16 protein-coding genes and 1 tRNA gene are annotated in these 15,832 nt (G+C 67.0%); 6 read left to right on the forward strand and 11 right to left on the reverse strand.

Annotated elements, in window-relative coordinates; translation table 11 throughout:
* Window positions 1-151: 151 nt before the first annotated feature.
* Window positions 152-340 carry a hypothetical protein gene (locus VGP60_RS41775; RefSeq protein ID WP_414640394.1) on the forward strand — a complete coding sequence of 63 codons (189 nt, stop codon included), beginning with the start codon at window positions 152-154 and terminating at the stop codon, window positions 338-340.
* Window positions 341-522: 182 nt separating this feature from the next.
* Here the strand turns inward: VGP60_RS41775 and VGP60_RS23035 are convergent.
* The 6 genes from VGP60_RS23035 to VGP60_RS23060 all read right to left on the reverse strand — a co-directional run bounded on the left by VGP60_RS23035 (window position 523) and on the right by VGP60_RS23060 (window position 6,709).
* Window positions 523-596: transfer RNA gene (locus VGP60_RS23035), tRNA-Pro, on the reverse strand.
* A 170-nt stretch (window positions 597-766) separates the two neighbouring features.
* Window positions 767-1,972 carry an alginate lyase family protein gene (locus tag VGP60_RS23040; RefSeq protein WP_327550138.1) on the reverse strand — a complete coding sequence of 402 codons (1,206 nt, stop codon included), beginning with the start codon at window positions 1,970-1,972 and terminating at the stop codon, window positions 767-769.
* Window positions 1,973-2,143: 171 nt separating this feature from the next.
* Window positions 2,144-2,857, reverse strand: coding sequence for a FadR/GntR family transcriptional regulator (locus VGP60_RS23045; protein ID WP_327550139.1), 714 nt, complete (start codon window positions 2,855-2,857; stop codon window positions 2,144-2,146).
* Between the two features lie 11 nt (window positions 2,858-2,868).
* Window positions 2,869-3,888: a lactonase family protein gene (locus tag VGP60_RS23050; RefSeq protein ID WP_327550140.1), complete on the reverse strand. Its 1,020-nt coding sequence runs from the start codon at window positions 3,886-3,888 to the stop codon at window positions 2,869-2,871.
* Window positions 3,889-3,992: 104 nt separating this feature from the next.
* The gene (locus tag VGP60_RS23055) at window positions 3,993-4,394 is read right to left on the reverse strand and encodes a pyridoxamine 5'-phosphate oxidase family protein (protein WP_327550141.1); all 402 of its coding nucleotides are present in this window, start codon (window positions 4,392-4,394) and stop codon (window positions 3,993-3,995) included.
* A gap of 59 nt (window positions 4,395-4,453) precedes the next feature.
* Window positions 4,454-6,709: a glycosyl hydrolase family 18 protein gene (locus tag VGP60_RS23060; RefSeq protein WP_327550142.1), complete on the reverse strand. Its 2,256-nt coding sequence runs from the start codon at window positions 6,707-6,709 to the stop codon at window positions 4,454-4,456.
* 147 nt (window positions 6,710-6,856) lie between these two features.
* On the opposite strand from VGP60_RS23060, the gene VGP60_RS23065 reads away from it, so the two are divergent.
* From VGP60_RS23065 to VGP60_RS23075, 3 genes are read left to right on the forward strand one after another with little or no spacing between them, the layout of a single operon-like run.
* Window positions 6,857-7,450, forward strand: a complete 594-nt coding sequence (locus VGP60_RS23065; protein ID WP_327550143.1) for an RNA polymerase sigma factor — start codon at window positions 6,857-6,859, stop codon at window positions 7,448-7,450.
* A complete protein-coding gene (locus VGP60_RS23070; RefSeq protein ID WP_327550144.1) occupies window positions 7,443-8,351 on the forward strand; it encodes a CU044_5270 family protein in 909 nt (302 codons plus the stop codon). The genes VGP60_RS23065 and VGP60_RS23070 overlap by 8 nt, the downstream gene beginning before the upstream one ends.
* Before the next feature lie 16 nt (window positions 8,352-8,367).
* Window positions 8,368-9,300, forward strand: coding sequence for a sigma factor-like helix-turn-helix DNA-binding protein (locus tag VGP60_RS23075; RefSeq protein WP_327550145.1), 933 nt, complete (start codon window positions 8,368-8,370; stop codon window positions 9,298-9,300).
* Here VGP60_RS23075 and VGP60_RS23080 read toward each other — a convergent pair.
* Entirely contained in the window at window positions 9,287-10,072 is a 786-nt protein-coding gene (locus tag VGP60_RS23080) for an enoyl-CoA hydratase/isomerase family protein (RefSeq protein WP_414640395.1), read from the reverse strand. The two genes, VGP60_RS23075 and VGP60_RS23080, sit on opposite strands and share 14 nt — an antisense overlap.
* Before the next feature lie 14 nt (window positions 10,073-10,086).
* Window positions 10,087-10,917 (reverse strand): PaaX family transcriptional regulator C-terminal domain-containing protein, encoded by an 831-nt coding sequence (locus VGP60_RS23085; protein ID WP_327550146.1) that lies wholly within the window; start codon window positions 10,915-10,917, stop codon window positions 10,087-10,089.
* Window positions 10,918-11,364: 447 nt separating this feature from the next.
* On the opposite strand from VGP60_RS23085, the gene VGP60_RS23090 reads away from it, so the two are divergent.
* Window positions 11,365-13,365, forward strand: a complete 2,001-nt coding sequence (locus tag VGP60_RS23090) for a diguanylate cyclase (protein ID WP_327550147.1) — start codon at window positions 11,365-11,367, stop codon at window positions 13,363-13,365.
* On the opposite strand, the gene VGP60_RS23095 is transcribed toward VGP60_RS23090, so the two are convergent.
* Window positions 13,362-13,478 carry a DUF397 domain-containing protein gene (locus tag VGP60_RS23095; protein ID WP_414640396.1) on the reverse strand — a complete coding sequence of 39 codons (117 nt, stop codon included), beginning with the start codon at window positions 13,476-13,478 and terminating at the stop codon, window positions 13,362-13,364. The two genes, VGP60_RS23090 and VGP60_RS23095, sit on opposite strands and share 4 nt — an antisense overlap.
* Before the next feature lie 34 nt (window positions 13,479-13,512).
* Window positions 13,513-14,409, reverse strand: a complete 897-nt coding sequence (locus tag VGP60_RS23100; protein ID WP_327550149.1) for a helix-turn-helix transcriptional regulator — start codon at window positions 14,407-14,409, stop codon at window positions 13,513-13,515.
* 200 nt (window positions 14,410-14,609) lie between these two features.
* Here VGP60_RS23100 and VGP60_RS23105 point away from each other — a divergent pair, with 200 nt between their 5' ends.
* Entirely contained in the window at window positions 14,610-15,161 is a 552-nt protein-coding gene (locus tag VGP60_RS23105; RefSeq protein WP_327550150.1) for a hypothetical protein, read from the forward strand.
* Window positions 15,162-15,165: 4 nt separating this feature from the next.
* Here the strand turns inward: VGP60_RS23105 and VGP60_RS23110 are convergent, their stop codons facing one another.
* Window positions 15,166-15,825, reverse strand: coding sequence for a transcriptional regulator (locus VGP60_RS23110; RefSeq protein WP_327550151.1), 660 nt, complete (start codon window positions 15,823-15,825; stop codon window positions 15,166-15,168).
* Between the last annotated feature and the right edge of the window lie 7 nt (window positions 15,826-15,832).

Here is a 15,832-nt window from a genome sequence, read left to right on the forward strand (position 1 = left end):
ACCGTCGAGCACTACGTCCACGAGACCTACCAGCTGCTCGACGACGCCGCGACATCAAGGTCTACCTCCCCACCCTCACCGCCCGACTCGCCCGCGACCGCCTCATCGACCTCGGCACAGTCGACGGCCTGACCACGTCACCGTGCCGCAGGTGCTGTTTCTCTGCGTCCACAACGTCGGCCGCTCCCAGATGGCCGCCGCCCTGCTCGACCACGACGCCTTCGGCCACGTCACCGTCCGCTCCGCCGGCTCCCAGCCCACCGGCAACATCCCGGACACCATCACCACCGCCCTGGCAATAGCGCGGATACTCCTTAATCCGGTCCTCTGGCATCACTAGACCCAGTTTAGTCAAACGAGACGTCACGGAGACCTTCATTTAGTCAAGGGGTCTGTCTTATGCAGATCTAGCCAAAATTCCGCTGAGCGCTGTGCTAGTTCTGTGCTAGACCAAACGGGATCCAACAAGCACAAAAAAAGAGAGGGTTTTCGCAGTTTTACCTGCGGAAACCCTCTCTCCGGTCGGGCTGACAGGATTCGAACCTGCGACCCCTTGACCCCCAGTCAAGTGCGCTACCAAACTGCGCCACAGCCCGGAACCATCACCCTCCGTGGAAGGCGATGAGAGAAGCTTAGCCTGTCCCGTAACTGCCCTTGTAACCAGGTTGCCTATGCATCCTGACCTGCGGATATCCTGGAATCGGTGATCATCGCGAACAGGCGTGGCCGTGACGCCCGGGCGGGGTGCGTCACGGCCACGGGTGGGCTAGTTCGGGTTGCTGGCGTGGGTGAGGGTTTGCCAGGCGACGAACAGGTTGTTCGAGCCGGCGGGACGGTTCTGTTCGGTCAGGCGCTGGGTGTTGGCCATGGCGATGCCCATGCGGCCGTTGAGGGCGTTGAAGCCGACTTCGGTGACGGGGCCGAGGCCGCGGGTGACGCTGCCGCCGCAGAGCCATGAGGGGACGGCTTCGCCGAGTTCGTATTTCGCCTGGAGGCCAAGGGCGTGGCGGAGGCGTTCGGAGATCTCCGGGTAGAGGTCCTGGCCTTGGATCCGGGTGGTCTCGGCGAAGTTGGCGATGGCGGAGAGGCCGTAGCCGGTGTGGACGAAGTCGCGGCAGGTTTCCTGGGTGAGGCCGTCGACGAAGGTCGACTGTCCCTGCCAGTAGCCGACGAGTTGGTCGCGGGTGTCGCGGCCGGTGCCGGGGATGGTTTTCGGCAGGGCGCCGTCGCTTGCGATGTAAATGTAGGCCGGGACGCGGGCGCGGAACTTGGTGACGGCCTTGTCGTACGACGCCTTGTCTTCCAGGAACACCGAGATGCCGATCGCGGCTTCCAGCATGCTGAGTTCCCAGTTGCCGTTGCTGTTGCTCCCGACGATGACCTTCGGGAGGTACACGTTGCGCAGCATGGTGGCGAAGTTGTTCACGCCGGTCGACGACCAGCCGGTGTAGGTGTAGCGGATGATCTCCGCGGCGCGCGGCCAGGACGAGCCTGCCCAGCCGGTCTGGAGCGGGGCATTGCTGTTGGTGTGGCTCTTGATGACCGGTGACCACGCGTCCATGATCGCGATGGCTTTGTTGGCGTAGCGGGCATCCTGCGTGATGTACCACGCCAGTGCGAGGGTGTACGCGGCGATCGCGTCTTCCCGCTCATCGGTGCAGCCGTTATTGGGGTTCGAGTACGAGCCGCATTCCACGGTGGCGCGCGGTTTCGGGGTGCGGGTCAGCGACGCGTACTTGCTGGACATCATCTGGTTGTACGCGTTCGTCCAGGGCTGCGCGCCCGCGTTGACCTTGCCGCGGACGAAGTCGAGCTGGGGCCTGCTGACCAGAACCCCTGGATGGGTAAAGGATCCTGGCGCGGCGAGTTGTGCTTCCGTGGCCGGCGCGGGGGCGGCGGCCACGGTGGACAGGAGGGAAACGGCGATCGCGCAGACGGCGATGCGGAACTTCCCACGGCCTGATGCGGGCATGGTTCTCCTAGGGGACGTCGGAGAGTTGTTAGTGACGGGGGTCACTGGGTGTGTGCTGCTCAGTGTCGTGGTCTAGACCAGCTGAGTCAATGGGCGGAATGCCTCTTTATCGGTGAATCCCCGTCAAGTCCGCGACTTTATTCAGCCCGTTGAACAAGGCTCGAAATATGTTCACCCGGCTGAATGCCGGCCCCGCTTAGTGAGACGTTCCAGGTCTTCGCTCGACTTCGTCAGCAGCGCTTGCATGGCGGCTTCGGCCGCGTCCGGGTCTTTCGCGGTGATCGCGTCGAGGACGGCCCGGTGAGTGGGAACCGGATCGTCCTCGCGCGCGGTGGCGTGGACGACGCGGTCGCGTTCGGCGAGACCGATGGCGATGACGCGTTCGATCTGCGACAGGAACGCGTTGCCGGTCATGGTCAGCAGCAGCCGGTGGAACTCCAGATCGGCGTCGATCATCTCGGCGAGGTCCCCGGCCTGGGCCATGCGATCCAGCGCCACTGTCAGCGCGGCGACGTCGGACTCGGTCGCACGCTGGGCGGCCAGCCGGGCGGCAGCGGGCTCGACGACGGCGCGGACCTCGGTGAGCTGGTCGAACAGGGCCGTGTTCGCCGGATCCGCGGTCTGCCACCGCATGACGTCGGCGTCGAGCATGTTCCACGCCGTGCGCGGGCGCACGAACGTGCCGCGTTTCTGGCGCGCGTCGATGAGGCCCTTGGCCGTCAGCACCTTCAACGCCTCGCGCAGCGCCGTGAGACTGACGTCGAGTTCCTGTTGCAGCGCGGGAAGATCGAGCACCGAACCTTCGGCGTACTCGTTGGACAGGATGCGCGCGGCCAGCGTTTCCACGGTCTGGCCGTGCACACCTCGCGGTCGGTGCTGCGTCAAGACATTCCCTTTCAGCGGGCGGGAACGGGGACGACGCAGACGGGCGTTCCGGTGGGATAGCGCGTGGTTTCCCCGCTGCCGAGCTCGAAGACGAGCAGCGCGTCGTTGTTCTGCGACACCGAATAGCACCGTCCATTCAGGACGGAGAAGTGCCGCGGCCAGCCGTCGCTGGGATGATCGGCCACCGGGTGGGGGAGCGGGCCGTCGAAGTGGAACGTCGTGACGCAGTCGGGACCGCGGCTCGACACGTACATCTCCTCGCCGTCGGCGGAGAACTCCAGGTGTGCCACCAGGTTCCTGACCCCGGCGTGCGCCGCCGTCGTCGCGGGGGAGCTGCCCCGCACGGTGAACGTCCCGGCCGGCTCCTCGTGCATCGTCACCACGGTCCCGGCGAGCTCGCCGACGACGTACGCGTACGGCGTGCCCGGCCTGCGGACGAGCTGGCGCGGTCCGGTTCCCGGCGGCAGCGCCGACACCGCGAGCGGCGACAGCTTGCCGGATTCGAGCCGGTAGCTGCGGATTTCGTCCGTCCCGAGGTCGACCGCGCTGACGATCGACCCGTCCGCGTTCGGCACCACCATGTGGACGTGCGCGGCTTCCTGGCGGTCCGTGTCGGGCCCGGAGCCTTCGTGCGTCACCAGGTCCGTGCGCTCGACGATCTCGCCCTTCGCGCCCAGGGAGAACACGGCGAGATTCCCGCCCGTGTAGTTGGCGCACAGCAGGTGGCCGCCGTCGGGCGTCACCGCGAGGTGACACGGGTCGGCACCGCCGGTCGACGCCGTGCCGAGCACGCTCAGCACCCCGGCCGGGTCCATCGCGAGCACGGTGACCTCGCCTTCGGCCTTTTCGTTGGCCGCGTACAGCACCGGCAGCGTCGGGTGCCAGGTCAGCCAGGACGGCGACGCCAATTCGAGCGTGCCGGCCTGGCTGAGCGCTCCGGACTCCGGGTCGACGCGGAAGGTGGTGATCCCGGCGCCCTTGCCGCCGGTAGTCGAGGTGTACGAGCCGACGCAGATCAGTTGTTCGGACATGAAGGGATTTCTACCGCAATCCCACCCAGCGGTGCCCGGCAAATCGCCGTTTATTGGTAATTATTACTGAACCGCTACACCTCCGTCACGACCGGTGACGCCGGTCAGAAGCCCCAGGACTTCGTCGGCGTGACGCGGATGCCCACGTTGTACTCCGCGTCGAACTTCGCCACGTCGGAGCCGATACCGGCGTACAGCGCCTCGTACTTGTCGAGGTAGCCCGGCGTGGTCGACGCCTTGATGCCCTCGACGATCTCGGCCGTCCCGCTGACGACCAGGACGTCCCCGCCGCCGGTGTTCGTGTTGAAGTTGATCGAGACGTTCGGGTTCGCCGTGATGTGCTTGAGTTTCGCCGCGCCGGTCTGGCTGAACACGATGAACGCCCCGTCGACGTAGACGAACCAGATGGGCCTCGGCGCGGGACGGTTCGTCGGGGTGACGGTGGTCAGCCAGGCCAGCGGCTCGTCGACACGCTTGAGCAGTTTCTCGTCGGGTTCGAACGCCATCGATGCTCTCCTCGGAACGGGTGGGCCCCTCCGCGCGGGATGCGCGGAGGGGCGGCGGACTACTTCAGTCCATTGTCCACAGCGTTGAGCAACGCGCCCGTGTCCCCGGACATTTCCCACGCCATGGCACCGAGCAGTCCTCGGCTCTTGAGCCACGCCGTTTTCTTGCCGATGGACCAGGCGTCGTCGAAGGTCCACCACTGCCCGTTGTTGCCGGTGTAGCAGTACGTCCCGATCGACGGTTCGTCGTGGTACACCGTGCAGTTCGGCACGCTGGCCAGCAGGTTCGCGTATCCGCGTGTCCCGGCGTCCTCCGGGAACTGCCCTGGCGCGGCACCCGCCGCCGACTGCCACTTGCCGTGTTTTCCGCCGTCCGCGACGCCTTGCCAGCCCCGGCCGTAGAAAGCCAGACCCAGCGTCAGTTTCCGTGGATTGACCCCGGCGTTCGTGTACGCGTTGATCGCCGCCTCGGCACTGAACTTGAACCCGTATGGGTCATCCGGGTCCGGGTAGAGGTTCCCTTGCTGCCCGGCCACGTTCGGCTCCCACGAGTTGTCGCTGCCCGACCCGTGGAAGTCGTAGCCCTGCACGTTCGCCGCGTCGAGGGACTGGAACACCTTGTCGAGCTCCCAGCCGCTCGCGACCTTCGCCGGGTCGGCCGGGGTGAACGCGTGGAGCTGGTAGCGCTTGCCGGTGGTGGTCCCGTACGCGTCGAGCTGTGTACGGAACTCGGCGAGCAACGCTGTCAGGTTCTGCTTGTCGGCCGGGCTCCAGTGGTTGCCGGGATGACCGTCCGGGCCGGCGGGCCATTCCCAGTCGATGTCGATCCCGTCGAAGAGCCCGGCCGCCGTGCCCGGGCCGCCCGCGCCGCCGTAGGGCGCGAGGTTGCCCTTGATCCACGTGTCGACGCAGGAGGCGACGAACTTCTTGCGCGAGGCATCGGTTTTCGCCACGTCGGAGAAGTACTTCGAGTACGTCCAGCCGCCGAGCGAGACGAGCACCTTCAGGTTCGGGTTCTTCGCCTTGAGCTTCTTGAGCTGGTTGAAATTGCCGCGCAACGTCTCCCAGCCGGTGTCGGCCACGCCGTCGACCGACTGTGCCGCCGCGAACGGACGCGAGTAGTCGGCTTCGGCGTCACCGGCGCCGTCACCCTGGTTCGGGTCCTGCGGGTTCGCGGTGGTGCCCTTCGTGACCCCGGACAGGCAGGTCAGGTTCACCGGGTCGATGTTCTCGAACGCGTACAGCAGATGCGTGAGTTTCCCGGCCGCGCCGGAGTCCTGCAGGTTCTTGACGAAGAACTGGCGGCCGTAGATGCCCCACTGCACGAAGTACGCCACCTTGGCGTAGCCGTTGACGATGTCGCTTGTGGACACTGTGAGCGGCCCGCTCGCCGCGGACGCGTTGTCGTAGCCGTCACGGGCTTTGACGGTGAAAGTGTACGAAGTGGACGGTGCCAGCCCGCTCACCTTCGCCGACGTCCCGGTGACCGTCGTGGCCAGTGCGCCGCCGCGATAGACGTCGTACGCCACCACGCCGGTGTTGTCCGTGGAGGCGTTCCACGCGAGCGAAACGCTGCCCGCGTCGACAAGGGTGGTCCGCGGGGCGCCGGGAGCGGTGGGTGCCTGCGTGTCGTTCGCCGGATTGTTGGTGGTCACCGTGAGCGGCGCGCTGGCGGCGGACGCGGTTCCCTTGCGGTCCTTGGCTTTCACCGTGAACGTGTACGCCGTGTTCGCGGTCAGCCCGGTGATCGTCGCGGTCGTCCCGGTGACCGAGACGGCGAGCCCGGTGCCCCGGTAGACGTCGTAGCCCACGACAGGCAGCGAACCCGGTGCCGACGCGGACCAGTCGAGCGTGACGGTGGTCGTCGTCTTGATCGTGGACCGCACGTTCGTCGGCGCGGTGGGTGGTGCCTCGGCGGAGCCGTCGCAGTTCGCGTCGTCGACGCGGCACATCGACGGGGTCGCGGCGGCGCTGAGCTGGAAGGCCGGGCTGTACGGGTAGGTGTTCCGGCCCGGCTGCAGGGTGTTGATGTAGTACGCGGGCGTCAGCGTCACCTGGGTGCCGGACTGGCTGACGGTGTCGTGCGCGCCGGCGGTGGCGGTGACACCGGGCGGGAGCTGGAAGGTGATCGTCCAGCCGGTCACCGCGGCGCTGCCGGTGTTGCTGACCAGGTACTCGCCGGTGGTGCCGGTCAGCGTGAGGGTGGCTTTCAAGTTGCCCGCCGCGGATGCGGGCGGGCTGACGGCGACGGTGAGCGATGTCGCCAAGAGTGTCACGGCGAACGCTCTGAGTAGCCGGGTGAGGATGGGTCTCATGGCGGTTCTCCAAACGGGGACGTAGGAGTGTGCCTTAGTGGTCTAGACCAGTAATCCAAGATAACCCCGGCTAACCTCGTCGTGAACCCGAATCGCCCGTTCTGCGGATAACTGGGTGCAGATGGCGTAACCACAGACAGGCGGTTCATGAGTTCACCAACCGAAGCCGGGGACGACGCGGAGATCATCACCGCGTCGCTTTACGACCCCGAACGGTTCGCGGCGGTTTTCGACCGCCACGCGCCGCACATCCAGCGGTACCTCGCCCGCCGGCTCGGCGGCCAGATCGCCGACGACCTGGTGGCGGAGACGTTCCTGATCGCGTTCGGCAAACGCGGTCGGTACAACCCGTCCTATCCGAACGCCCGGCCGTGGCTCTACGGCATCGCCACCCACCTCGTCGGGCAGCACCGGCGCGAGGAGGTGCGCGAGTACCGGCTGCGCGCCGCCCTCGGTCCGCCCGTCGACCAGGCCTGTCACGCGGAGCAGGTCGCCGCGCAGGTGACCGCCCAGGCGATGAACGAACTGCTCGCCGCGGCGCTGGCCTCGCTCGCCCAAGGAGATCGCGACGTCCTCGTGCTGATCGCCTGGGAAGACCTCAGCTACGAAGAGGTCGCCGCCGCGCTGGGGATTCCCGTCGGCACCGTCCGGTCGCGGCTGAGCCGGGCCCGCAAAAAGGTCCGGGTCAAGCTCGGCCATTCCGAATACGCACTCATCGAGGAGGTCTCGAACCATGGATGAAATGCAGTTGCTTCGCGAGTTCGCCCAGCCGTCCGAGCTCCCGGGGCGCGACGATTTGGCTCAGGCATGGGCAAAGCTCGTCGCCGCCACGATCAGTACCGCCGAGACGGCACCGGCCCACCCGCACCGCAAACCGATGTTGTGGGGTGGGTTCACCGCCGTCACGGTCGCCGCGGCCGTCACGGCGGCAGTCGCCCTCGCACCGGTCGACATCGTCCCGCCGAGCCCGCTCTCGCCGCCGCAGAACCAGGTTGAGACCGACCCGGTTCGGATTCTGCTCGCCGCGGCCGAGGTGGCCCGTGCGAAGCCGGAAGTCGAACCCCGGCCGGATCAGTTCGTCTACCGCAAAACGCGGATGAAGGACGGCCGCGAGATCGAAACCTGGGCGTCGGCGGACGGGATCCACGACGGACTCATGATCATGTTCGGCCGCGAATCCGAGCTCGCGGGTTGCCGTAACGGGTTGCGTACCTACCACGAGAACGGGAAGAAAGTGGGGGCCGACAGGTGCACACCCTTCCCGGCCTCCATGCCGGACCTGCCGACCAACGCCGACGACATGCTCGCCTACCTGCACAAGAGCACCCATGGCGAAGGTGACAACCTGAATGATCTCGGCACCGAGTTCATCTACCTGTCCGACGGCTATCTGCGCCCGGCGGCGCGAGCCGCGCTCTACGAGGCGGCCGCGAAGATCCCCGGCCTGGTCGTCCGTCACGACGCGAAGGACGCAAACGGCCGGTCGGTCATCGGGATCACCTGGGACGGTACGACCGCCCAGGGGCTCGGGAACTCCGACGAGTTCCTGTTCGATCCCGAAACCTTCGCCTACCTCGGTTCCGCCCAGTGGGGTCCGACGGTGAGCCGGGGGGTCGTCGACAAGGTGCGGCAGCTGCCCTGAGCTAGGCTCGGCGATCATGGGACCGGACACAGCTTTCGCGGGGTTGTCCGAGGGCGACCGTGACGTGCTGGTGCTCGTCGCCAGGGACGGCCTCGATCTCGAAGAAGTCGCGCTGGCGCTGGACATCCCGCCCGGCATCGCCAGTTCCCGCCTGAGTCGCGCGAGGAAACGGGTTCACAGCTCCGAAGGGCTGGCCGAAATCCTCCGGTGGCACGAAGTCGTGCCACCGGAGGATCACCCGGCGATCGTTGCCACTGAACGGGAACCGGCCGTCCGGCACAGACGCCTGCGAAGCGCGCTCGTGGTCGTAGTGGCCCTCGTCGCGACCAGCAGCGCGGTCCCACCGGCCACCGTCGAGCCGACGACCACGCCGCAAGCCGCGACTTCCGTGCCGCGGCCGGATCAGTTGCTCTACACGAAGTCCCGCCTGGCCGACGGGACCGTCACCGAATCGTGGTCCTCCGTCGACGGCACCCGGGACGTGTTCCGCCGAGGAGACGGCTGCAAGGACGGCAAGCAGGTCATCCTCAACGCCAACAACCCGGAACTCATCGGCCGGTTCACAAGGTGCGCCCCCGCACCCGCCTACGACCCCGCGTTGCCGACGACCGCGGACGGTATGGTGACCGACTTGGCCGGTCAGTACGACGGAACCCTGAACAACGTCAACGGAATCGGCAAGGACGTCCGATTCCTGTTGGGCGGCAGATACCTCCGTCCCGATCAGCGGGCCGCGTTGGTCGAGGCGGTCACCAAGATCCCGGGCCTCGGCGTCGAAAACGGCGTCAAGGATCTCGCCGGACGGCAAGGGCTCGGGATTTTCTGGGACTCACCAGACGGCGGCCGCACTGAGTTCGTCGTCGACAGCGAGACTTACCAGTACCTCGGCACGGCGACCGAAGCCGCCCTCGCGTACGAGATCGTCGACGCCGGCCCTAGCGTCCGGTGAAGGTCGCCTTGCCGGGCCCGTCGGTGAGGAACGACTTCACCGCTCCCCGAAGGTCCTCGGTGTCGAACAGCTCCGCGGCGATCGTGGTGATGTGCTCGTTCGCCTCGGGGACGCCGCCGTGCTCGAAATGCGCGAGCACCCGCTTGGTCGCCTTGTGCGCCTGGGTGGGTCCCTCGGCCAGGTCGGTCGCGAAAGCCCTTGCGGCGGCGTCGAATCCGTCGCTCGGGAACACGCGGTTGACCACGTTCCAGCGTTCGAGCGTGGCCGCGTCGTAGGTCGCGCCGGTCATCACGAACTCCTTCGCCCGGCCGACGCCGGCACGCGCGGCGAGCCGCTGGGTGCCGCCCATGGTCGGGGTCAGGCCGACGACCCGCTCGACGAGACCGAACTTCGCGCGGTCCGCGGCGAGGATGATGTCGCACGCCACGGCCACTTCGAACGCCCAGGTCAGGCACAGCCCGTGTGCCGCGAAGACGGTCGGGAACTCGAACGCCGCGATCGCGTCCGGGATCGCCAGCATGACGTCGAAGAGCTCCTTCGCCGCGGTCTTGTCGTTCTGTGCGTCGAACAGCGAGACGTCTACCCCGCCGCTGACGCTCTTGCCCTCGGCGCGGATCAGCAGGGCGCGCGGCTCGTCCTGGGCGAGCAGGCCGAGCGCGGTGCGCAGGTGCGCCTGCAGTTCGCCGGTGTAGAGGTTGAGCGGGGGAGCGTCGACGGTCAGCACGGCCAGGCCCGAGGGCTCACGGTCCACACGTACGAGTTCAGCGCTCACCAGGGGTTCCTCCGTCAATCGTGTTCTCCGGCGTCCAGCAGCGCCTCCCAGTGTTCCTGGGCTTCGGGACGCCAGTCCACGTGGGTGCGGTGGAACAGTTCGGCGGCCTTCAGCCCGCTCCACTTCGGGGGCAGCAGTTCGAGCGGCAGGCGCGGGTCGAGGAACGGGAACCGGCGCCATTCGTGCACCAGCCGCGTCTGCGCGCGCAGCACCGCCTCGCCGCCCTGCGGGTTGAGACCGGTGAAAGTGTCGATGAAGTCCTCGTAGCGCTCGCGGAGTTCGGTCAGATCCCACGACCGCGCGACCATCGATTCCTGTTCGCCGATTTCGCCGTATTTCGACAGGAACGACATCGCCTGCTCGTCGAGTCCCAGATCCTGCACGATCTGCGACGCTTCGCGTTGCCGCGTGACATCGGGGCTCACCCAGACCCCGGAAACCGGGGAGCCGAAACCGGCCCACGTGAGCCGTGTCCGCAGCCGGTGGCGCAGATCGCGTTTGGACTCCGGCACCGAGACGATCAGCATCAGCCAGCCGCCGTCCCACGATCGGGCGTAGTCGCCGAAATCGTAAATACGTTCGGCGCCTTCGGTGAGCAGCCGCCGTCCCGGTGCGGTGAGCGACCACCGCACGCGGCGGCCCGCCCGCTCGGACACCACCCAGCCCTCGGCCGCCGACCGTGCCAGTGCCTGCCGCGCCGACTTTTCCTCGACTTCGAGCACGCCCAGGACGTCGACGAGCACGGAGGTCCACACGGGCTTGTCCCTTGGCAGTACGAATTCCCCGAGAATCGTCATCAGCAGCGACCTCGCGCTGGCATGACTCACTTCCCGTCTTCTGCTCATGGTGGGCCTCGGGGCACCGTCCGCCATTCGCTTTCACCGTCCTTGACGCTCGCGCGGTAGTGGTCAACCTGATCACCCTACCCACGCCCCAACCGCCTAACGGAGAATGCCGGGTCGGCGGGTCGCCGCTAATCCGGCAGGAAAGAGACGACAAAGAGATGTGTTGCGCACACGGGTGACGACACGGATTCCGGCGTCACGCGCTGCTTTCGCGCGTCCGCCAACCGAGTGAAGTAGTGGTGTACCGTCCCCGTATTCTCGCCGGTCTTTTTAGGCTGAAGATCACGAGACATCGGCGGCGGGCTGGACGTCGCCGGTGCAGGGTTTACCGGACCGGGAAGAGCGGGTTTAGTGACGACGGTGGCAGGAACCGGCCGGCGCTTGTGGGTGGTCTACCTCATCACAGGATTTCTCGGGGTGGCCCTGTATTACTTGACGGTGGCGCTCGTGGCACCACCGTTCCTCCGGGTCACGCTCTACTGTCTCGTGAGTGCCTCCGCGGCGGTCGCCGTGTTCTACGGGTGCACGCGCAATCGTCCGCGCGTTTGGCTGCCCTGGGTGCTGCTCGGGTTGAGCCAGGTCGTCTACGCCGCCGCCGACACGAGTTTCTACGTGTCGCACTACATCCTCGGCAACACCGCCTACCCGGCGCTCGCCGACGTCCTCTATCTCTCGCATTACCCGCTCCTGGTGGGCGGCTTGATCTCGCTGATCCGGTTGCGGACGCCGGGCTGGGACCTGCCGAGCGTGCTCGACGCGGCGCTGCTCGCGGTCGTCGGCGGAATGCTGTCGTGGCTGTACCTGATCGCCCCGCAGGCGCAGGCTGAATCGCCGATGCTGATCAAGATCGTTTCGGTCGGCTACCCGATGATGGACCTCGCGATGTTCGCCGTCGCGCTGCGGCTCGTCCTCGGGCAGGGCTCGCGGCCGGTGCCGTTCTTCCTGTTGTCCGCCAACCTCGCGTTGTTCGTCGGGGCGGACACGATCTACGTGGTGCAGCAGCTCAACGGAACCTACAGCGCGGGCAACTTCCTCGACCTGATGTGGCTCGCCGGCAACCTGGCGCTCGGCGCGGCCGCGTTGCACCCGACGATGGGCCGCGTCGGCGAGCCGTCGCGTGAGATCCCGTCCGGACCTGGACCGGTCCGGATAGCCGCGCTGTGCGTCGCGGCACTGGTCGCGCCGGCGACGGTGATGATCCTTTACGTGCGCGGTTCGTACGACGGTATCCCGGTGGCCGCGCTGGCCTGCGGGATCCTGTTCGTTCTGACCATCGCGCGGCTCGCCGGGCTGGTGTCCCGGCAACGGCTGATCGCGATCACCGACGTCCTGACCGGGTTGCGCACGCGCCGGTACTTCGAAGCCCAGCTACTGCCGGAACTCGCCAGGGCCAAGCGTACGAACGGCTCGCTCGCCGTGCTGATCGCCGACGTCGACCACTTCAAGTCGGTCAACGACCGCTACGGCCATCCTGTCGGCGACGAGGTGCTCATCGAGATCGCGAAGCGCCTGCGCGGCGCGATCCGCGGCGGCGACGAGATCGCCCGTTACGGCGGCGAGGAGTTCGCGATCCTCATCCGCGACGCCACTCCCGACGAACCGGCGGTGATCGCCGAACGACTGCGTCAGCAGGTCGCCGACCGGCCGATCGTCGTCTCCGGCGACACCTGGATCGGCGCGACGATTTCGGTCGGCACGGCCAGTTATCCGGTGCACGGCACCACTCCGGTCGAGCTGTTCGTCGCCGCGGACAGGGCGTTGTACTCGGCGAAAGCACAGGGCCGCGACAGGGTCGTGCTCGCCGAGGCCAACGAAACCCCGGAGCAGGAGCCGGTGCACCAGTCGCTGACGGTCGACCTGGAGAACGTCGCCGACGAGGTCGACGGCTGGCTGTCCACCCACGAACACAGCAAGGCCGTCGGTTACTGGGCCGGGCTCGTGGCGACCGCGATGGACCTGCCCGCCGACGTCATCCACCGCGCGGAACTCGGCGGGCGCCTGCACGACATCGGCAAGGTGCTGGTGCCACCGGAGATCTGGAGCAAACGGGAACGACTGTCCGAAATGGAATGGACGCTGGTCCGCCAGCATCCCGAATTCGGCTGGCGGCTGGCGAAAACCGTTGCCGGGCTTGACGATGTCGCCGAGGTGATCCGGCAGCACCACGAGCGGTTCGACGGCACCGGATACCCGGCAGGGCTCGCTGGCGCGCATATCCGCGTCGAGGCGCGGATCCTGGCGGTCTGCGATTCGTGGGCCGCGATGCTCGCCGACCGCCCGTACCAGGCCGCGCTCACCGAGGACCAGGCCGTGCGGGAACTGCTCAGCGGCCGGGGCACGCAGTTCGACCCGGACGTGGTCGCCCAATTCCTCGAACTCCGCCTGCGCGGCCGCCTCGGCCCGCTGCCCCTGCTCGGCCCGCCCCGCAAATCCCGCACTCGTAGCTAGCCGAGTTCGGCGAGGAAAGCCCGCCAGGCGGGGTGGGGGACGGCGAGGCGGCCGGCGGCCGGGGACTTCGAATCGCGGACCGCAGTGGTCTTGTCGGTGAGGGCGACTTCCACGCAGTCTCCGGTGCCCCCACCGCTGTGGCTGCTCTTAAACCACTTCAGCTCGTGAGACGTCATTTTGGTGCTCCTCCGCTCGGTCGAAGCCACTTGCCAGTTCGGCAAGCCACTCCACGGATTGTCTACCATTCAGGGCATCTCGATCGAGTTTTTCCAGAATTTCACAGTAGGTGGCGACATCACGAGGTTCTTCGACAAAGAGACCGGCGGTATAAGTTTCCGCATAGGCCGCTGGTGGGAATGCTGCATAATCCAGCACTTTGAACGATCCTGTCATGGCGTAGTGGCCTGACGATTCCGGGATCACTCGGATGGAGCAATGGGGGAGTGAAGCGCTGAAACCCAGAAACAGCATCTGTTCGTGCATGACCTGCTTGCCGCCGAGTACCGATCGCAACGCGCGCTCGTGGATGTAGAACGTGCACTTGGGCGGCATTCTGCGGCGAAGCAGGCTTTGGCGCGAAATTCGTGCGTTGACAAGGGTTTCCACGGTGTCCGCGTCGAGCTTGCCCATCCATTGGAATACCGCGCGCGCGTAGCCTTCGGTCTGCAGGAGGCCGGGCACGACAAGCGGCTCGTAGCTGCGGATCGCGCTGGCCGAGCTTTCCTGGATCATCAGCGAGCGCAGCTGGTCGGGGAGTTCCTGGCTGTGCGGCCGGACCCAGTAGGTGGCGTCGGCTTCTCGGGCCAGCTCCAAGAGTCGTTCCAGCTCAGTCCGTTTCACTCCGCAGCTGGTCAGGAACACCGCGACGTCCAGCTCCGACGGTGTGCGCTGCCCGCCTTCGTATCGCGAGATCTTGCTCGGCGCCCAATCCGGGATTCGCGCCAATTCGTGCCCGCTGAGCCGCGCTTGTTCCCGGACGAATTTCAGCTCGTTTCCCAATTCTCTCCGGCGCGCCGAGGAAACGTCATATTCTTTTCTCGTCATGCCGCCAACATAAAGCCGCTGATCGGCTATTCGCGGGCGCGGCGCGCCTGGTTCACCTCAACGGAGGTCCGATTGCGCGTTCGGCAAGTCGCCGCTCGACAGGGTCGGCCGAAACGGTACATTGAGGACATGCGCAAACCCTGGGGGATTTCGCCGCTCTGTGCTTGGTGAGCGGTGTCACTGCTTGTTCGGAAGACACCGTGGCTCAGCCACCCGCGGTCATGTCGTCGCCGGTCGTCGCCTCACCCGTGACCACGGCTCCGGGGCTGGGTACGAACCCCGACAAGTCGGCTTCGAAGTCGACACCACCGGCTCCGCCGCTGTCGCCGGAGAAGATCACCGCGGCTTGCCCGCTGCTGCGGGTCGTCGACATGGAGAAGCTCAACGGCGGAACCTGGGCGGCGAAGGCCGAGGAAGGCGAGCCCGTGAAGGACGGTTTCCGCTGCGGCTACTCGACTCAGTACAACCGGTACTCGGGCTATACCCCGAACCAACTGCTGGTCATCGCGGTCCCGGGGAACGCTTCGCCCGCGAAGGAACTCGCGGTCCGGACGAAGGACTGCACGCAGCCTGCCGTCGCGGTCGCCGGGGCGGGTGAGTCCGCGTCGTACTGCGAGATCGACGAACATCGGACCCTGGTCATGATCGGTAAGCGCGGGCACGGTGAAACGCGGGTCGCGTCCGTGGACGTCGACCGGACCAGGGCCGAGGTCTACGTCGAAGTCGCGAAGCTGCTGGCCGAACGGCTCTGAGCCGTTACTCGGCCACGTCGGCGATGGTGTTCCAGAACATGAGCTCGTAGGTCTGGAAGAGGCGTGCGTAGATGCGGGCTTCGTCGCTGCACTCGCCGGAGTCGAGGCCCGCCTGGACGAGGGCGGCCGTCTGCTCTTCGGCGCCCGGCACGGGGGTGCCGAAGAAGTCGAAGAACGCGCAGGCGTCGTCGTCGAAGCCGTAGTGCTCGCGCATGGCCTTGGCGATCGTCGCGCAGTAGCCGCCGAACGCGGCGAAGTTGGCGTCGAGCGCGATGACGACGTCGGCGGGCTTGCCGTGCAACGCCATCCACGACATGAAGGACGGGTACGCCTGGCAACCGGCCAGCGGCTGGTACTTGCGCAGCGCTTCGTCGTCGAGGCCGGTGGCGGCGGCCAGCGCGGGGAGTTTGCCCAGCGCGATGCCTTCGCCCTGCGCGAGCCCGGCGAAGTACTCGCGCGTCCCGAGGTGCTCGGAGCGCGACGCGAGGTGCAGGAAGCTGCGCCAGTCGGCGGGAACGATCCGGCTCTCCTCGGCGGCGATCAGCCGGAACACCGAGCGCGGCGCGGTGCCGGCGGCGATGAGCTCCACCAGCCGATTGTCGTTCTCCATGGGGGCGAGCTCTTCGTGGACTGCGTCGAGCAACTCGCGTGCCTTCTGGACCATCGCCTTT

The sequence above is a fragment of the Amycolatopsis sp. genome, assembly GCF_036008905.1.
Taxonomy (GTDB): domain Bacteria; phylum Actinomycetota; class Actinomycetes; order Mycobacteriales; family Pseudonocardiaceae; genus Amycolatopsis.